Origin of the sequence: Pseudomonas sp. NPDC090203 (assembly GCF_044746765.1) — a bacterium.
Classification (GTDB): Bacteria; Pseudomonadota; Gammaproteobacteria; order Pseudomonadales; family Pseudomonadaceae; genus Aquipseudomonas; species Aquipseudomonas putida_AD.
In genome coordinates this window covers 64,960-82,189 of sequence record NZ_JBIVCV010000006.1, presented here as the reverse complement: position 1 = coordinate 82,189, position 17,230 = coordinate 64,960, and the positions used below count along the sequence as shown (strand labels likewise).

General features: G+C 60.3%; 12 protein-coding genes. 10 read left to right on the top strand and 2 right to left on the bottom strand.

The genetic code is table 11. The features are described 5' to 3' along the window. The 7 genes from ACIPO9_RS12215 to brnQ all read left to right on the top strand — a co-directional run bounded on the left by ACIPO9_RS12215 (position 1) and on the right by brnQ (position 10,744). Positions 1-705, top strand: a complete 705-nt coding sequence (locus tag ACIPO9_RS12215; RefSeq protein WP_274131402.1) for a succinate dehydrogenase iron-sulfur subunit — start codon at positions 1-3, stop codon at positions 703-705. 287 nt (positions 706-992) lie between these two features. Continuing rightward, a complete protein-coding gene (locus ACIPO9_RS12210; RefSeq protein WP_274131401.1) occupies positions 993-3,824 on the top strand; it encodes a 2-oxoglutarate dehydrogenase E1 component in 2,832 nt (943 codons plus the stop codon). A 41-nt stretch (positions 3,825-3,865) separates the two neighbouring features. Continuing rightward, on the top strand, positions 3,866-5,101 hold the full coding sequence (gene odhB, locus ACIPO9_RS12205) for a 2-oxoglutarate dehydrogenase complex dihydrolipoyllysine-residue succinyltransferase (protein WP_400781133.1): 1,236 nt from the start codon (positions 3,866-3,868) through the stop codon (positions 5,099-5,101). Positions 5,102-5,274: 173 nt separating this feature from the next. Further along, positions 5,275-6,714 (top strand): dihydrolipoyl dehydrogenase, encoded by a 1,440-nt coding sequence (gene lpdA, locus ACIPO9_RS12200; RefSeq protein WP_274131396.1) that lies wholly within the window; start codon positions 5,275-5,277, stop codon positions 6,712-6,714. A gap of 205 nt (positions 6,715-6,919) precedes the next feature. After that, on the top strand, positions 6,920-8,086 hold the full coding sequence (sucC, locus tag ACIPO9_RS12195) for an ADP-forming succinate--CoA ligase subunit beta (protein WP_274131394.1): 1,167 nt from the start codon (positions 6,920-6,922) through the stop codon (positions 8,084-8,086). Beyond that, positions 8,086-8,970 carry a succinate--CoA ligase subunit alpha gene (gene sucD / locus ACIPO9_RS12190; RefSeq protein WP_274131393.1) on the top strand — a complete coding sequence of 295 codons (885 nt, stop codon included), beginning with the start codon at positions 8,086-8,088 and terminating at the stop codon, positions 8,968-8,970. Before sucC ends, sucD begins: the two co-directional genes overlap by 1 nt. Positions 8,971-9,430: 460 nt before the next feature. Next, positions 9,431-10,744, top strand: coding sequence for a branched-chain amino acid transport system II carrier protein (brnQ, locus tag ACIPO9_RS12185; protein WP_274131392.1), 1,314 nt, complete (start codon positions 9,431-9,433; stop codon positions 10,742-10,744). Positions 10,745-10,807: 63 nt separating this feature from the next. Here brnQ and ACIPO9_RS12180 read toward each other — a convergent pair whose 3' ends face one another. Then, the gene (locus tag ACIPO9_RS12180; RefSeq protein ID WP_074753404.1) at positions 10,808-11,062 is read right to left on the bottom strand and encodes a hypothetical protein; all 255 of its coding nucleotides are present in this window, start codon (positions 11,060-11,062) and stop codon (positions 10,808-10,810) included. 331 nt (positions 11,063-11,393) lie between these two features. Between ACIPO9_RS12180 and htpG the strand changes: the two genes are divergently transcribed. Beyond that, entirely contained in the window at positions 11,394-13,298 is a 1,905-nt protein-coding gene (gene htpG / locus ACIPO9_RS12175) for a molecular chaperone HtpG (protein ID WP_274131390.1), read from the top strand. Between the two features lie 78 nt (positions 13,299-13,376). Continuing rightward, positions 13,377-14,102, top strand: coding sequence for a dienelactone hydrolase family protein (locus tag ACIPO9_RS12170; protein ID WP_400609269.1), 726 nt, complete (start codon positions 13,377-13,379; stop codon positions 14,100-14,102). 147 nt (positions 14,103-14,249) lie between these two features. Here ACIPO9_RS12170 and ACIPO9_RS12165 read toward each other — a convergent pair whose 3' ends face one another. Beyond that, entirely contained in the window at positions 14,250-15,113 is an 864-nt protein-coding gene (locus ACIPO9_RS12165) for a pirin family protein (protein WP_400781131.1), read from the bottom strand. A 206-nt stretch (positions 15,114-15,319) separates the two neighbouring features. On the opposite strand from ACIPO9_RS12165, the gene ACIPO9_RS12160 reads away from it, so the two are divergent. Further along, on the top strand, positions 15,320-16,945 hold the full coding sequence (locus tag ACIPO9_RS12160) for a methyl-accepting chemotaxis protein (protein ID WP_274131387.1): 1,626 nt from the start codon (positions 15,320-15,322) through the stop codon (positions 16,943-16,945). Positions 16,946-17,230: the final 285 nt, after the last annotated feature.

The window sequence follows — 17,230 nt, the reverse complement described above, 5'->3', positions numbered from 1 at the left end:
ATGTTGAAAGTCGAAGTTTATCGTTACAACCCCGATACCGACTCGGCGCCTAAAACCCAGGTGTTCGACGTGGATACCGGTGGCAAGGATCTGATGGTCCTGGACGTACTGGCGCTGATCAAGGAACAGGACGAGGGCTTCTCCTATCGTCGTTCCTGCCGTGAAGGCGTCTGTGGTTCCGACGGCATGAACATCAACGGCAAGAACGGCCTGGCGTGCATCACGCCGCTGTCCGCCGTGGTCAAGAACAACAAGCTGGTGGTGCGTCCGCTGCCTGGCCTGCCTGTTATTCGTGACCTGGTCGTCGATATGAGCATCTTCTACAAGCAGTACGAGAAGGTGAAGCCATTCCTGCAGAACGACACGCCGGCTCCGGCCATCGAGCGTCTGCAGTCGCCGGAAGAGCGTGAGAAGCTGGACGGTCTGTACGAGTGCATCCTGTGCGCTTGCTGCTCCACGAGCTGCCCGTCCTTCTGGTGGAACCCTGACAAGTTCCTGGGTCCGGCCGCGATCCTGCAAGCCTATCGTTTCCTGGCTGACAGTCGCGACAACAAGACCCAGGAGCGTCTGGCTGCACTGGATGATCCGTTCAGCGTGTTCCGCTGCCGCGGGATCATGAACTGCGTCAACGTTTGCCCGAAAGGCCTTAACCCGACCAAGGCCATCGGTCACGTTCGACACATGCTGCTGACCAGTGGTGTCTGAGTTCGTTGCACCTGTAGCACCGATGTATCTGTAAATGTTGTACCCGTAAACGCTGCGGCGCAGGCTTCAACCGGCGCCGTAGTTTTAACCTGAGCAGTGGCCGTACGGCTTCGGCTCTTATTTTGAAGAAATGAGACCAGCAGGGGCATCCGGGCTGGTACCCGGGCTATCAGCGTGATCCTTGGCGACTTGCTACAGTCAGCGATTCGATACATTCGCTGCATGGACTGTTCAAGCCTGCGACGGTGTGCACGCCGGTGGTGTCCCCTAACCGAGGGTGACCAAGCATGCAAGAAAGCGTGATGCAGCGCATGTGGAACAGCGCCCACCTTTCAGGTGGTAACGCTGCCTATGTGGAAGAGCTCTATGAGCTCTACCTGCACGACCCTAACGCTGTGCCAGAAGAATGGCGCACCTACTTTCAGACGCTGCCAGCCGATGGCGGCGCTGCCACCGATGTATCGCACTCTACGGTTCGCGATCATTTCGTGTTGCTGGGCAAAAACCAGCGCCGCGCTCAACCGGTCTCCGCCGGTAGCGTGAGCAGCGAACACGAGAAGAAGCAAGTCGAAGTGCTGCGACTGATCCAGGCATTCCGTATGCGCGGCCATCAGGGTGCGCAACTCGATCCTCTGGGCTTGTGGAAGCGTACTGCGCCAGCTGACCTGTCGATCAACCATTACGGTTTGACCAACGCTGACCTCGATACCACATTCCGTGCCGGCGACCTGTTCATCGGCAAGGAGGAGGCGAGCCTACGCGAAATCGTCGACGCTTTGCAGAAGACATATTGCCGCACCATCGGCGCCGAGTTCACGCACATCGTCGATTCCAACCAGCGCAACTGGTTCATGCAGCGCCTCGAAAGCGTGCGTGGCCGTCCAGCTTACCCTGCCGAGATTCAGAGCCACCTGCTCGAGCGCGTCACCGCGGCAGAAGGTCTGGAGAAGTACCTGGGCACCAAGTACCCGGGCACCAAGCGTTTCGGTCTGGAAGGCGGCGAAAGCCTGATCCCGATGCTCGACGAGCTGATCCAGCGCTCCGGTTCCTACGGGACCAAGGAAGTCGTGATCGGCATGGCCCACCGTGGCCGTCTGAACGTCCTGGTCAACACCTTCGGCAAGAACCCGCGCGAGCTGTTCGACGAGTTCGAAGGCAAGAAGAAGGTCGAGCTGGGCTCCGGTGACGTGAAGTACCACCAGGGCTTCTCGTCCAACGTGATGACCGCAGGTGGCGAAGTTCACCTGGCGATGGCGTTCAACCCGTCGCACCTGGAGATCGTCTCCCCGGTGGTCGAAGGTTCCGTGCGCGCTCGTCAAGACCGCCGCAACGACGCCACTGGCGAAAAAGTACTGCCGATTTCCATCCACGGTGACGCTGCGTTCGCAGGTCAGGGCGTGGTCCTGGAAACCTTCCAGATGTCGCAGACCCGCGGCTTCAAGACTGGCGGCACGATCCACATCGTGATCAACAACCAGGTCGGCTTCACCATCAGCAACCCGCTGGACTCGCGTTCTACCGAGTACGCCACCGACGTTGCCAAGATGATCCAGGCGCCGATCCTGCACGTGAACGGCGATGACCCTGAAGCGGTCATGTTCGTGACCCAGCTGGCCATCGACTACCGCATGCAGTTCAAGCGTGACGTGGTGATCGACCTGGTCTGCTACCGTCGTCGCGGCCACAACGAAGCGGACGAACCAAGTGGCACCCAGCCGCTGATGTACCAGCAGATCGCCAAGCAGCGCACCACCCGTGAGCTGTATGCCGACGCACTGGCTGCATCGGGCGTGCTCGACGCCGCCGGCGCTCAGGCCAAGGTCGACGAGTACCGCAACGCACTCGACAACGGCATGCACGTTGTGAAGAGCCTGGTCAAAGAGCCCAACAAGGAACTGTTCGTCGACTGGCGTCCATACCTGGGCCACGCCTGGACCGCGCGTCACGACACCCGTTTCGATCTGAAGACCCTGCAGGAACTGTCGGCCAAGCTGATGGAACTGCCGGAAGGCTTCGTGGTTCAGCGTCAGGTCCAGAAGATCTACGAAGACCGCCAGAAGATGCAAGCCGGTGGCCTGCCGATCAACTGGGGTTACGCCGAGACCATGGCCTACGCCACTCTGGCGTTCGAAGGTCATCCGGTGCGTATCACCGGGCAAGACGTCGGTCGCGGTACGTTCTCGCACCGTCACGCCGTCCTGCACAACCAGAAAGATGCCACCACCTACGTGCCTCTGCAGAACCTGTATGCCGGTCAGCCTCGCTTTGACCTGTACGACTCGTTCCTGTCGGAAGAAGCGGTACTGGCATTCGAATACGGCTACTCGACCACCTCGCCAAACGCGCTGGTGATCTGGGAAGCCCAGTTCGGTGACTTCGCCAACGGTGCACAGGTCGTGATCGACCAGTTCATCACCAGCGGCGAGCACAAGTGGGGCCGTCTGTGCGGTCTGACCATGTTGTTGCCTCACGGCTACGAAGGTCAGGGTCCGGAGCACTCCTCGGCTCGTCTGGAGCGTTACCTGCAGCTGTGCGCCGAGCACAACATCCAGGTGTGCATGCCGACCACCCCGGCCCAGATCTACCATCTGTTGCGCCGTCAGGTGATTCGTCCGCTGCGCAAGCCGCTGGTCGTGCTGACGCCCAAGTCGCTGCTGCGTCACAAGCTGGCGATCTCGACCCTGGAAGATCTGGCCGAAGGCTCGTTCCAGACTGTCATCCCGGAAATCGATACCCTCGATGCCGCCAAGGTGACCCGTCTGGTGCTCTGCAGTGGCAAGGTCTACTACGACCTGCTGGAAAAACGCCGTGCCGAAGGCCGCGAAGATATCGCCATCGTGCGTATCGAGCAGCTCTACCCGTTCCCGGAAGACGACCTGATGGAGGCCATCGCGCCTTACACCAACCTGACCAACGTGGTCTGGTGTCAGGAAGAGCCGATGAACCAGGGCGCCTGGTACAGCAGCCAGCATCACTTGCGCCGCAGCATTGGCAATCACAACCGCAACCTCGTTCTCGAGTATGCCGGCCGTGATGCTTCCGCAGCGCCTGCTTGTGGCTACGCTTCGATGCACGCCGAACAGCAGGAAAAACTGCTGCAAGACGCGTTCACTGTTTAACGCCTTCGCGCACTAGAAACCGAATTAAGGAATTACAGATAATGGCTATTGAGATCAAAGCCCCCTCTTTCCCGGAATCCGTTGCCGACGGCACCATTTCCAAATGGCACAAACAGCCGGGCGAAGCGGTAAAGCGTGACGAGCTGCTGGTCGACATCGAAACCGACAAGGTCGTGCTCGAAGTCCTGGCCGAAGCTGACGGTGTGCTGGCATCCATCGTCAAGGGCGAGGGCGACACCGTCCTGTCCAACGAACTGATCGCCACCCTGGACGCAGGCGCTACCGCGTCGGCTGCTCCTGCTGCCGCTGCTGCTCCGGCCGCCGCTCCAGCAGCAGCTGCTCCAGCTGCCGCTGCCAGCGACGAAGACGCCATCGGCGCTCCAGCTGCCCGCAAGCTGGCTGAAGAGAACGGTATCAACCTGTCCAGCGTCAAAGGCACTGGCAAAGACGGTCGCGTCACCAAGGAAGACGTCGTTGCTGCCATCGAAGCGAAGAAATCCGCTCCGGCTGCCGCACCTGCTGCCAAGCCTGCTGCTGCACCGGCTGCCGCTGCTCCTGTGTTCGCTGCTGGCGACCGCACCGAGAAGCGCGTACCGATGACTCGCGTTCGTGCCACCGTTGCCAAGCGTCTGGTCGAAGCCCAGTCGAACATGGCGATGCTGACTACTTTCAACGAAGTCGACATGACCGAAGTCATGGCCCTGCGTTCCAAGTACAAGGATCTGTTCGAGAAGTCCCACAACGGCGTACGCCTGGGCTTCATGTCGTTCTTCGTCAAGGCTGCCACCGAAGCGCTGAAACGCTTCCCGGCTGTCAACGCGTCGATCGACGGTTCCGACATCGTCTACCACGGCTATGCGGACGTCGGCGTTGCCGTCTCCAGCGACCGTGGCCTGGTGGTTCCGGTCCTGCGTAACGCCGAGCAGATGAGCCTGGCTGAAATCGAAGGCGGCATCGCCACCTTCGGCAAGAAAGCCCGTGACGGCAAACTGTCCATCGACGAGATGACTGGCGGTACCTTCACCATCACCAACGGTGGTACCTTCGGTTCGATGATGTCGACCCCGATCGTCAACCCGCCACAAGCCGCTATCCTGGGCATGCACAACATCATTCAGCGCCCGATGGCGATCAATGGTCAGGTTGTCATCCGCCCGATGATGTACCTGGCGCTGTCCTACGATCACCGCCTGATCGACGGCAAAGAAGCTGTGACGTTCCTGGTGACCATCAAGAACCTGCTGGAAGATCCGGCTCGTCTGTTGCTGGACATCTGATGAAGCAGCCGCAAGTTGCAAGCCGCAAGCTTCAAGCCAGAAGCGGCCCGGTGTGCAGCTTGCGGCCAGTAATTCGTATCCAATGAATAAGTCGTGAGTCTGATCTGCAGATCACCGCAGATCAGCTTGCAGCTTGCAGCTTAATGCTTGCAGCTAGAGAGGAACTCTTAGTTATGTCCCAGAAATTCGACGTGGTAGTGATTGGCGCAGGCCCTGGCGGTTATGTTGCCGCCATCAAGGCTGCGCAACTTGGTCTCAAGACTGCCTGCATCGAGAAGTATCAGGATAAAGAGGGCAAGCTGGCTCTCGGCGGTACCTGCCTGAACGTAGGCTGCATCCCGTCCAAGGCGCTGCTGGACAGCTCCTGGAAATTCTATGAAGCCAAGAACCAGTTCAACGTTCATGGCATCTCCATTTCCGGCGACGTGAAAATGGACGTACCGGCCATGGTCGGTCGCAAGTCCCAGATCGTCAAAGGCCTGACCGGCGGCGTTGCCAGCCTGTTCAAGGCCAACGGCGTGACCTCCCTGCAAGGCCACGGCAAGCTGCTGGCCGGCAAGAAAGTCGAGCTGACCAAGCCTGACGGCACCACCGAAGTCATCGAAGCCGACAACATCATCCTGGCTTCGGGCTCGCGTCCGATCGACATTCCGCCGGCTCCGGTCGACCAGAACGTCATCGTCGACTCCACCGGCGCCCTGGAATTCCAGACCGTGCCTGAGCGTCTGGGCGTCATCGGCGCTGGCGTCATCGGCCTGGAACTGGGTTCGGTATGGTCGCGCCTGGGCTCCAAGGTCACCGTTCTGGAAGCGCTGGAGAAGTTCCTGCCAGCCGCCGACGAAGGCGTTGCCAAAGAAGCTCAGAAGACCTTCACCAAGCAGGGTCTGGACATCAAGCTGGGCGCTCGCGTCACCGGCTCGAAAGTCAACGGCAACGAAGTTGTCGTGAACTACACCGACAAGGACGGTGAGCAGAACATCACCTTCGATCGCCTGATCGTGGCCGTCGGCCGCCGTCCGGTGACGACCGATCTGCTGGCCTCCGACAGCGGCGTCGATATCGACGAGCGCGGCTTCATCTTCGTCAACGATCAGTGCGAGACCAGCGTTCCTGGTGTCTATGCGATCGGTGACGTGGTCCGTGGTCTGATGCTGGCACACAAAGCCTCGGAAGAAGGCATCATGGTGGTCGAGCGCATCAAGGGTCACAAGACCCAGATGAACTATGACCTGATCCCTTCGGTTATCTACACTCACCCGGAAATCGCGTGGGTCGGTAAAACCGAGCAGACCCTGAAGGCCGAAGGCGTTGAAGTCAACGTGGGTCAGTTCCCGTTCGCGGCCAGCGGCCGTGCCATGGCGGCGAACGACACCGGCGGTTTCGTCAAGGTCATCGCTGACGCCAAGACCGACCGTGTACTGGGTGTACACGTCATCGGCCCAGGCGCTGCGGAACTGGTTCAGCAGGGTGCAATCGGCATGGAGTTCGGCACCAGTGCCGAAGACATCGGCATGATGGTCTTCTCCCACCCGACCCTGTCCGAAGCACTGCACGAAGCTGCTCTGGCTGTGAATGGCGGCGCCATCCACATCCAGAACAAGAAAAAACGCTAAGAAAAAAACCACGGCGGACCGCCCGTCGTAAGCCCTGTTCGCATGGCTTACCGCGGAAGGTCCGTCGGACTCGAACTCCCGGCGGATTTCGACCAGGCACCCCGAGTGCAGGGGCGGGGCCTTCCGGGGGAAGCGGTCACAGGTGGTGCGGCACGCTTTAGCGAGCAGCACCGAAGCGCAGTACCTAACGAAGACGGTAAAAAGCATGAATCTTCACGAGTATCAGGGTAAACAGCTGTTTGCTGAATACGGCCTGCCAGTATCCAAGGGCTTTGCAGTAGACACCCCCGAAGCAGCAGCAGAAGCGTGCGACAAGATCGGCGGAACCGAGTGGGTCGTCAAAGCCCAGGTTCACGCAGGTGGTCGCGGTAAAGCGGGCGGCGTCAAACTGGTCAAGAGCAAGGAAGACGCAGCTGCGTTCGCCGCTCAGTGGCTGGGCAAGCGTCTGGTCACTTACCAGACTGATGCCAACGGTCAACCGGTTACCAAGATCCTGGTTGAATCCTGCACTGACATCGCCAAAGAGCTGTATCTGGGCGCTGTAGTCGATCGCTCGAGCCGTCGCATCGTGTTCATGGCCTCCACCGAAGGTGGCGTGGACATCGAGAAGATCGCTCACGAAACTCCTGAGAAGATTCTCAAGGCCACTATCGACCCACTGGTTGGCGCTCAGCCATTCCAGGGTCGCGACCTGGCATTCCAGCTGGGTCTGGAAGGCAAGCAGGTTGCTCAGTTCGCCAAGATCTTCGTTGGCCTGGGCAAGCTGTTCCAGGACCACGACCTGGCCCTGCTGGAAGTGAACCCGCTGGTAATCAAGGCTGACGGCGATCTGCACTGCCTGGACGCCAAGATCAACATCGACGCCAACGCCATGTACCGTCAGCCTAAGCTGAAGGCTTTCCACGACCCATCGCAAGATGACCCACGTGAAGCCCACGCTGCCAAGTTCGAACTGAACTACGTGGCACTGGAAGGCAACATCGGCTGCATGGTCAACGGTGCTGGCCTGGCCATGGGTACCATGGACATCGTCAACCTGCACGGCGGCAAGCCAGCCAACTTCCTCGACGTAGGTGGTGGCGCTACCAAAGAGCGCGTGACCGAAGCGTTCAAGATCATCCTGTCCGACAGCAACGTCGCAGCAGTACTGGTCAACATCTTCGGCGGCATCGTTCGTTGCGACATGATTGCCGAAGGCATCATCGGCGCCGTGAAAGAAGTCGGCGTGAAAATCCCGGTCGTTGTTCGTCTGGAAGGCAACAACGCTGACCTGGGCGCTAAAGTACTGGCGGAAAGCGGCTTGAACATCATCGCTGCAACCAGCTTGACCGACGCTGCTCAACAAGTTGTCAAAGCTGCGGAGGGCAAATAATGAGCGTCCTGATCAATAAAGACACCAAAGTTATCTGCCAGGGCTTCACCGGCTCGCAAGGTACTTTCCACTCCGAACAAGCCATCGCCTACGGCACCAAGATGGTTGGCGGCGTGACTCCAGGCAAGGGTGGCACCACTCACCTGAACCTGCCGGTGTTCAACACCGTTCGCGAAGCAGTAGAGCAAACCGGCGCCACCGCCAGCGTGATCTACGTTCCGGCTCCTTTCTGCAAAGATTCGATCCTGGAAGCTGCTTTCGGCGGCATCAAGCTGATCATCTGCATCACCGAAGGTATTCCTACCCTCGACATGCTGGATGCCAAGGTCAAGTGCGACGAGCTGGGTGTTACCCTGATCGGCCCTAACTGCCCAGGCGTCATCACTCCGGGCGAGTGCAAGATCGGCATCATGCCAGGTCACATTCACTTGCCAGGCAAGGTCGGTATCGTGTCGCGTTCCGGCACCCTGACCTACGAAGCTGTGAAGCAGACCACTGACGCCGGTTTCGGTCAGTCCACCTGCGTCGGTATCGGTGGTGACCCGATCCCGGGCTCCAACTTCATCGACATCCTGAAGCTGTTCCAGGAAGACCCACAGACCGAAGCGATCGTCATGATCGGTGAGATCGGTGGTTCGGCCGAAGAAGAAGCTGCTGCCTACATCAAGGCCAACGTGACCAAGCCGGTCGTTTCCTACATCGCTGGTGTGACTGCTCCTCCGGGCAAGCGCATGGGCCATGCTGGCGCGATCATCTCCGGCGGCAAAGGCACTGCTGACGAGAAATTCGCTGCTCTGCAAGACGCTGGCGTGAAGACCGTGCGTTCGCTGGCAGACATCGGCAAGGCCCTGGCCGAGCTGACCGGTTGGGAAATGAAGAAGTAAGCATCGCTTGCTGATCATTGACTGATCGACAAAGGCCACCTTCGGGTGGCCTTTGTGTTTTCCGGAGAAGCACATTCTGATGTGTAGGAGCGCGCTTGCCCGCGACGGCGTCAGGCCAGGCGTCACCCACCCTGTGGGAGCGGGCTTGCCCGCGAAGGCGTCAGATCAGACGGCTCGAGGTTGATTGACAGGTCGCATTCGCGGGCAAGCCCGCTCCCACAGGGTGTGTTGAGCCAGAGAGGTGTAAGACCTTTCCGATATGCGACACGAAAGTGCAGACATCGGTCGGGGCGCCCTGTATTGGAGCGCCAAATAGGGTAGGCTACCCGCCATTTTGCGACGTCGACCCCCACAAGGGGCCACTTCGCACCCAGGGCCTGTTCTAAAAGGACGGGCAGCATTTCCCTCACCCATTGGGAAATCCTCTTCTTAATTCCGGTTCAGCAGTGTGGTTTCCTTGATGAAAGTGTTGAAAGGCCAGGACATCCTGGCGCTTGGTTTCATGACGTTCGCGTTGTTCGTTGGTGCTGGCAATATCATCTTCCCCCCAATCGTAGGCCTGCAGGCCGGTCCGCATGTGTGGATGGCAGCGCTTGGCTTTCTGGTGACTGCGGTCGGCCTGCCCGTGGTGACGGTCGTGGCCCTGGCCAAGGTCGGTGGCGCCATGGACGCCCTGAGCAGCCCCATCGGCAAAATCGCCGGCACCGTTCTGGCCGCCGTCTGCTACCTGTCGGTGGGCCCGCTGTTCGCGACGCCGCGTACCGCCACCGTGTCCTTCGAAGTGGGGCTTGCGCCGATCACCGGCGAAAGCCCGATGGCGCTGTTCCTCTACAGCCTGGTGTATTTCCTGCTGGTGTTCTGGATCTCGCTGTATCCGGGGCGTCTGCTCGACACCGTGGGCCGTTTCCTTGCGCCGCTGAAGATCATCGCGCTGGCCGTGCTGGGCATCGCCGCGTTCGCCCTGCCAGCCGGTGATATCGGCGCTGCGCAGCCTGCCTATGTGGCGGCGCCGTTCTCCCAGGGCTTCATCAACGGCTACCTGACCATGGACACCCTCGGTGCGCTGGTGTTTGGCATCGTCATCGTCAACGCCATCCGTTCCCGTGGGGTCGAGTCGCCACGGCTGATCACCCGTTACGCCGTCATTGCCGGCCTGATCGCGGGCGTGGGCCTGGCGCTGGTGTATGTCAGCCTGTTCCGCCTGGGTTCGGGCAGCCATGCGATCGCCGCAGACGCCAGCAACGGCGCGGCCGTTCTGCATGCCTACGTGCAGCACACCTTTGGCACCCTGGGCAGCGGCTTCCTGGCCATCCTGATTTCCCTGGCGTGCCTGGTGACGGCAGTGGGCCTGACCTGCGCCTGCGCCGAATACTTCAGCCGTCTGCTGCCGCTGTCCTACAAGGCGCTGGTGGTGATTCTGGCCGGCTTCTCGCTGCTGGTGTCGAACCTGGGCCTGACCAACCTGATCCACTTCTCCATCCCGGTACTGACTGCCATCTACCCGCCGTGCATCGCGCTGGTGGCGTTGAGCTTCTGCAAGGACTTCTGGCACGTTCAGGGCCGCATCGTCGCGCCGGTGATGCTGGTGTCGTTCGTGTTCGGCATGGTCGATGCGGTGAAGGGGGCAGGGCTGGAAGGCTATCTGCCTGACGTGCTGGCGCACTTGCCGCTGAGCGATCAGGGGCTGGCGTGGCTGATCCCGTCGCTGATTACCCTGTTTGGCGCGTTCGTGATTGACCGCGTGATCGGCAAGCGCAGCGAAGCGCTGGCCTGATCTTTTCGCCGAACAAAAATAAAGCCCGCTAATGCGGGCTTTATTTTTTTGAAACTCTGGAACTTACTGCTTAGTTGGCGCAGGCGCTTGTTCGTTGGCCTCTTTGGCGCGCTCTTGAGCGGCTTCGGCGTTCTTCTGGGCAGCTTCCTGACTTTCCTTGGCGGCGTCGTTCACTTTGTCTTGAGCCTTTTGCATCGACTCCTGGGACTGCTGGGCAGCCTTGTTGGCATCCTGCTGTTTATCCTCGGATTTCTTGTCGCACGCAGCGAGACCCAAAGTGGCAGAAAGCATGAGGGCAATGGCTAAAGTCTTACGCATGGGGTGTTTCTCCTTATTGAACATCTACGTGCCTTCGAACGCCCCGTTATTGTGTTAGTTCCATTTTCGCAGCAGATATTTAAATAGTTGTTTCGCAGCTGTTACGCCTGTTCGATGGTCATCGCAGGTTAAACGTTTACGCTGTGACAGATGTGCACCCTCTGACAAACAGTCTGACTTTATTGTTCATGAAGATGCGGCCCTCAGGTTCAGTGTGCCCTTGAAATCCATCGCCGAGCCCCCACCTTGATGACAACCCGCCGTCCAGCCTCTCTATCGCACGGCTTGGCGGCTATCCCTGTTTGTGTGGACTGATTGGAGTTTGATGACCATGAGTGTGGAAACTCAAAAGGAAACCCTGGGCTTCCAGACCGAGGTAAAGCAGCTGCTGCACCTCATGATCCATTCGCTGTATTCGAACAAGGAAATCTTCCTGCGTGAGCTGATTTCCAACGCCTCCGACGCCGTGGACAAGCTGCGCTTCGAAGCGCTGTCCCGGCCTGAGCTGCTTGAAGGCGGCGCCGAACTGAAAATCCGTGTGAGCTTCGACAAGGACGCGCAAACCGTCACCCTCGAGGACAACGGCATCGGCATGAGCCGCGAAGACGTCATTACCCACCTTGGCACCATCGCCAAGTCCGGTACGGCCGATTTCATGAAGAACCTGACGGGCGACCAGAAGAAGGATTCGCACCTGATCGGTCAGTTCGGCGTGGGCTTCTACTCGGCGTTCATCGTCGCCGACAAAGTGGACGTGTTCAGCCGTCGTGCCAGCCTGCCCGCCAGCGAAGGCGTGCACTGGTCCTCGAAAGGCGAGGGCGACTTCGAAGTCGCTACCGTCGAGAAGGCTGACCGCGGCACCCGTATCGTCCTGCACCTGAAAAAAGGCGAAGACGAATTCGCCGACGGCTACCGTCTGCGCAACATCATCAAGAAGTACTCCGACCACATCGCCCTGCCGATCGAACTGCCCAAAGAGCAGATCGCTGTCGAAGGCGAGCCTGCGCCGGTGCAGGAATGGGAAACCGTCAACCGTGCCAGCGCCCTGTGGACCCGTCCTCGCACAGAAGTGAAGGACGAGGAATACCAGGAGTTCTACAAGCACATCGCCCACGATTTCGAGAACCCTCTGAGCTGGAGCCACAACAAGGTCGAAGGCAAGCTGGAGTACAACTCGCTGCTGTACGTACCGGCCCGCGCCCCGTTCGACCTGTACCAGCGTGAAGCGCCGCGCGGCCTGAAGCTGTACGTCCAGCGCGTGTTCGTCATGGACCAGGCCGAATCGTTCCTGCCGCTGTACCTGCGTTTCATCAAGGGCGTGGTCGATTCCAACGACCTGTCGCTGAACGTTTCCCGCGAGATCCTGCAGAAAGACCCGATCATCGACTCGATGAAATCGGCGCTGACCAAGCGCGTGCTGGACATGCTGGAGAAACTGGCGAAGAACCAGCCTGAGGAATACAAAGGCTTCTGGAAGAACTTCGGTCAGGTGATGAAAGAAGGCCCGGCAGAAGACTTCGCCAACAAGGAGAAGATCGCAGGCCTGCTGCGTTTCGCCTCGACCTCCGACGAGAGCGGCGAGCAGAGCGTTTCCCTGGCCGACTACCTGGCGCGCGCCAAGGAAGGTCAGGACAAGATCTACTACCTCACCGGCGAAAGCTACGCGCAGGTCAAGAACAGCCCGCATCTGGAAGTCTTCCGCAAGAAAGGCATCGAAGTGCTGCTGCTGACCGACCGCATCGACGAGTGGCTGATGAGCTACCTGAGCGACTTCGACGGCAAGGGCTTCGTCGACGTGGCCCGTGGTGACCTGGACCTGGGCAAACTGGATTCCGAAGAGGACAAGAAGGCTCAGGAAGAGGTCGCCAAGGACAAGGAAGGCCTGATCGAGCGCCTGAAAGCCGCCCTGGGTGATGCCGTCAGCGAAGTGCGAGTCTCGCACCGCCTGACCGACTCGCCAGCGATCCTGGCCATCGGTGAGCAGGACCTGGGCCTGCAGATGCGTCAGATTCTGGAGGCCAGCGGCCAGAAGGTTCCGGATTCCAAGCCGATCTTCGAATTCAACCCGACTCACCCGCTGATCGGCAAACTGGACAACGAACAGAGCGAAGAGCGCTTCGGCGAACTGTCGCACATCCTGTTCGACCAGGCGGCCCTGGCGGCTGGCGACAGCTTGAAGGATCCGGCCGCATACGTGCGCCGTTTGAACAAGTTGTTGGTCGAGCTCTCGGTTTAAGATCGAACCCCGTCAAAACCCGCTTCGGCGGGTTTTGTCATTTGATCTCCCCCACATTCTCAAAAGCAGGAGTCAGCAATGAGCAACATTACTGTGCAGTCCGTGGTTTATCAGGTTGATGGCCAGAGCTACGAGAGCCGCCTGGTGTTCGGCGAAGGCGCGAAGGCCGCTCCGGGCCTGGTGATGGCGCCGAACTGGATGGGCATCAGCGAAGACGCCGAGCAGATCGCCAGGGAAGTGGCGAGCAAGGGTTATGTGGTGTTTCTGGCTGACCTGTACGGGCAGGGCGTGCGTCCGACCAATGCCGATCAGGCGCTGGCTGCCATGATGCCGCTGAAGAACGACCGTGGCCTGCTGAACAAGCGCATGCTGGCGGCGCTGGATCAACTGAAGTCGCAATCGCTGGCGGCAGTGGATACGGGGCGTCTGGCTGCATTCGGTTTCTGCTTCGGCGGATGCTGCGCGCTGGAACTGGCCCGCACTGGCGCGCCTCTGAAAGCCGCAGTGTCGTTCCACGGCACACTGGACACCACCAACCCGGCCGATGCGAAAAACATCCAGGGCAAGGTGCTGGTGCTGCACGGCGCGTCCGATCCATTGGTGCCCAAAGAGCAACTGCCAGCCTTCGAAGCCGAAATGAACGCGGCCAATGTCGACTGGCAACTGCTGAGCTACGGCGGCGCGTTCCACTCGTTCACCGACCCGCATGCGAACAATCCTGGGGTGCAGATGTACAACCCGATTGTGTCCAAGCGCGCGTTCACCGCCATGCATAACCTGCTGGATGAAGTGTTCGCCGGTTAACACCGTATCCGTGGCACACCGCGGAGCCCTGTAGGAGTGAGCTTGCTCGCGATAGCGTCCTTGTCGTCACCATCAGGGTGAACAGGCAACCGCCTTCGCGGGCGAGCCCGCTCCCACAGGTTCTGCGCTCGACGTGAAGAGCGGGCGTTATTTCCTGCCCACCGGCAATTCGATGCGCGCCACTTCCCCCGGCACCGTCGGCCAATCGCCCGCTGCCCACTTCGCCCGGGCCTGATCGATCAGCGCCGGGTCGCTGGCCACGAAATTCCAGTTCATTCTCCTGGGCCCATCCAGCGGCGCGCCGCCAATCAGCACGGCGTGGCATTCGCTTTCGGCGCACAGCGTCGGCTCTTCCCCGGGCTCCAGTACCACCAGCGAACGCGCTTCCACCGGCTCGCCATCCAGCAACACCTCACCCTCGATCACATACAACGCACGTTGCTCATGCTCGGCGGGGATCAGCAGCGTGGTCGCAGTCTGCATCCGGATTTCGGCGTACAGCGTGGGGGATAGCACCGGCACCGGCGACTCCAGGCAAAAACCGTTGCCGGCAATCATCCGGAGGCAGATACCCATGGCATCGCTGACCGGCAGGGTCGCCGCAGGGTGATGGCTGTAATGCCCCGGCCCTTGTTCATGGCTTTTGGGCGACGCCAACCAGACTTGCAGCCCATGCAGCCGCGAGCCCGCATCGTGGACCTCCTGGGGCGTGCGCTCGATATGGGCGATGGCGCTGCCGGCCGTCATCCAGCTGACTTCGCCGGGCATTACATGCTGATCGCTGCCCAGGCTGTCCTTGTGCTGGATCTGGCCCTCGAACAGGTAGGTCAGGGTCGACAGGCCGATGTGCGGGTGCTGGCGAATGTCCATCCCGGTCCCGGGGGCGTAAGTGGTTTCCAGCATGTGGTCGAAGAACACGAAGGGTCCGACGCTGCGGCACTGGGCCGATGGCAGGGGGCGCAGGATCGGCTGGCCTTCGACGTCTTCGGCGCGGGGTTTGATGGTCAACATGGCAGGGCTCTCGGTGAACATGGCGACAGAATACAAAGCATAGGCTGCGGTGTCTGGATGGTCTGTGCTGCGCTGTCGCATCTGTTTGCAAATTCCTCACGCAGTCGTCGAATTGTCCTACAGGTTTTTCAGATATCCGCCGATATCAGGGGCGACAACCGGCTGCACATTTTCGGTGCAGGGTTTTATCTGGGAAGGGACCCATTATGAGCGTCAGAAACATGAATATTGCACCCCGTGCTGCATTGGGCTTCGGGGTGCTGGCGCTGTTGGTATTCGCGTTGGGGGCATTTGCCTTGTTGCAGATGTCGAACATGCGCAAACAGTCGGATCTGGTGGAGAACAAGTGGCTCCCCAGCGTGATGGAGTTGGGCACCATGGGCCAGGACCTGATGCGGATCAGGACCCTGACACTGCGCCTGATGCTCGATCGCAATGCGTCGTCGCTGCAGCAGAACTACAACAAGATCGACCAGCTCAAGGCTGGCCTGCAGAGCACCGAGCAGCGCTATCAGGCATTGATCGAATCACCCCGGGAGCGGCAGCTCTACGATGGCTTCACCGTGGCCAAGCAGGCCTACATGCAGCGCCAGAGCCGGGTGATGGAATTGTCCCGGCAGAACCAGCTCGACGAGGCGCTGGTGGTCATCAACAGCGAAATGAACCAGTACGCCGACACCATGACCCAGGCGCTCAACGACCTGACCGCCCTCAACCGCCAGGGTGCCAGCCAGGCCGGTGAACTGGCGTTGCAGGTGTTCGGCAGTGCCAAGGGCTGGGTGATGGGCATGATCGTGCTCACCGCCGTGATTACCCTGCTGCTGGCCTGGGCGCTGATTCGCAGCATCCTGCAACCGCTGGCCCAGGCGTTGGGCATCGCTCAGGTGATTGCCTCGGGTGACCTGACCGCGCGGATCGAGGTGCAAGGGCGCGATGAGCCGGCACGCCTGCTTGAAGCGCTCAAGGCTATGCAGTTGAGCCTGCGCAATACCATCTTGCGGATTTCCGACTCTTCGAACCAGTTGGCGTCGGCCTCGGAGGAATTGAGCACGGTGACCGAAGATTCCACCCGTGGCCTGCATCAGCAGAGCCTGGAAATCGACCAGGCCGCCACCGCCGTGAACCAGATGACTGCGGCAGTGGAGGAGGTGGCGCGCAACGCAGTGGCGACGTCTCAGGCGTCCGACGAATCCGAGCGGGTTGCCCAGCGCGGCCGCCATCAGGTGCAGGAAACCGTGGCCTCGATCAATCACCTGGCGCAGGACGTCACCCGCACGGGCGATCAGGTGGAAACCCTGGCGCAGAAGGTCTACGGCATCAGCAAGGTGCTGGACGTGATTCGTTCGGTGGCCGAGCAGACCAACCTGCTGGCGCTCAACGCTGCCATCGAGGCGGCGCGGGCGGGAGAGGCGGGACGTGGTTTCGCGGTGGTGGCTGACGAGGTGCGGGCGCTGGCCCATCGTACCCAGTCATCGACCCAGGAAATCGAATTGCTGGTGGGCGATATCCGTCAGGGCACCGATCAGGCAGTGGCGGCGATGCAGGGCAGCAATGACCGTGCCCGCGCGACGCTGGAGATGGCGCAATCGGCGGGGGTGGCACTGGATGAAATCGCCTCGGCCATCACGTTGATCACCGAGCGCAACACCGTGATCGCCAGCGCCTCGGAAGAGCAGGCGCAAGTCGCCCGGGAAGTGGACCGCAACCTCACCAACATCCGTGACCTGGCGCTGCAAAGTTCGGCAGGCGCCAACCAGACCAGCGCCGCCAGCCAGGACCTGTCGCGTCTGGCGACGGATCTGAACGGGATGGTAGCGGCGTTCTCGGTCTAGGCCTCATCACCCCGTAGGAGCGCGCTTGCCCGCGATGGCGGTGTGTCAGGCGATGATGCAGTGCCTGACCGGGCGCCGTCGCGGGCAAGCGCGCTCCTACGGGGGTGGTGTTTGTTACATAGCTTTCTGCATGTCCTTATCACCAAAGTATTAACACTATTTATTCAACGCCGTCCCGCCGCTTTGAACTAGCGTGTCTCTGAAATCTATCGGTTTTTGTCAGGACCGATACAGTCTTGATTCGCGTGTCGAACGAGATCGTCGTGTCGTACGCCCTTCAAGGAT

Excerpts from the sequence above, each read along its gene's own strand:
- sucC (WP_274131394.1), top strand. The coding sequence starts at position 6,920 with ATGAATCTTCACGAGTATCAGGGTAAACAGCTGTTTGCTGAATACGGC.
- ACIPO9_RS12180 (WP_074753404.1), bottom strand. The coding sequence starts at position 11,062 with ATGCGTAAGACTTTAGCCATTGCCCTCATGCTTTCTGCCACTTTGGGT.
- sucD (WP_274131393.1), top strand. The coding sequence starts at position 8,086 with ATGAGCGTCCTGATCAATAAAGACACCAAAGTTATCTGCCAGGGCTTC.
- brnQ (WP_274131392.1), top strand. The coding sequence starts at position 9,431 with ATGAAAGTGTTGAAAGGCCAGGACATCCTGGCGCTTGGTTTCATGACG.
- htpG (WP_274131390.1), top strand. The coding sequence starts at position 11,394 with ATGAGTGTGGAAACTCAAAAGGAAACCCTGGGCTTCCAGACCGAGGTA.
- ACIPO9_RS12210 (WP_274131401.1), top strand. The coding sequence starts at position 993 with ATGCAAGAAAGCGTGATGCAGCGCATGTGGAACAGCGCCCACCTTTCA.
- lpdA (WP_274131396.1), top strand. The coding sequence starts at position 5,275 with ATGTCCCAGAAATTCGACGTGGTAGTGATTGGCGCAGGCCCTGGCGGT.
- ACIPO9_RS12170 (WP_400609269.1), top strand. The coding sequence starts at position 13,377 with ATGAGCAACATTACTGTGCAGTCCGTGGTTTATCAGGTTGATGGCCAG.
- ACIPO9_RS12165 (WP_400781131.1), bottom strand. The coding sequence starts at position 15,113 with ATGTTGACCATCAAACCCCGCGCCGAAGACGTCGAAGGCCAGCCGATC.
- odhB (WP_400781133.1), top strand. The coding sequence starts at position 3,866 with ATGGCTATTGAGATCAAAGCCCCCTCTTTCCCGGAATCCGTTGCCGAC.
- ACIPO9_RS12215 (WP_274131402.1), top strand. The coding sequence starts at position 1 with ATGTTGAAAGTCGAAGTTTATCGTTACAACCCCGATACCGACTCGGCG.
- ACIPO9_RS12160 (WP_274131387.1), top strand. The coding sequence starts at position 15,320 with ATGAGCGTCAGAAACATGAATATTGCACCCCGTGCTGCATTGGGCTTC.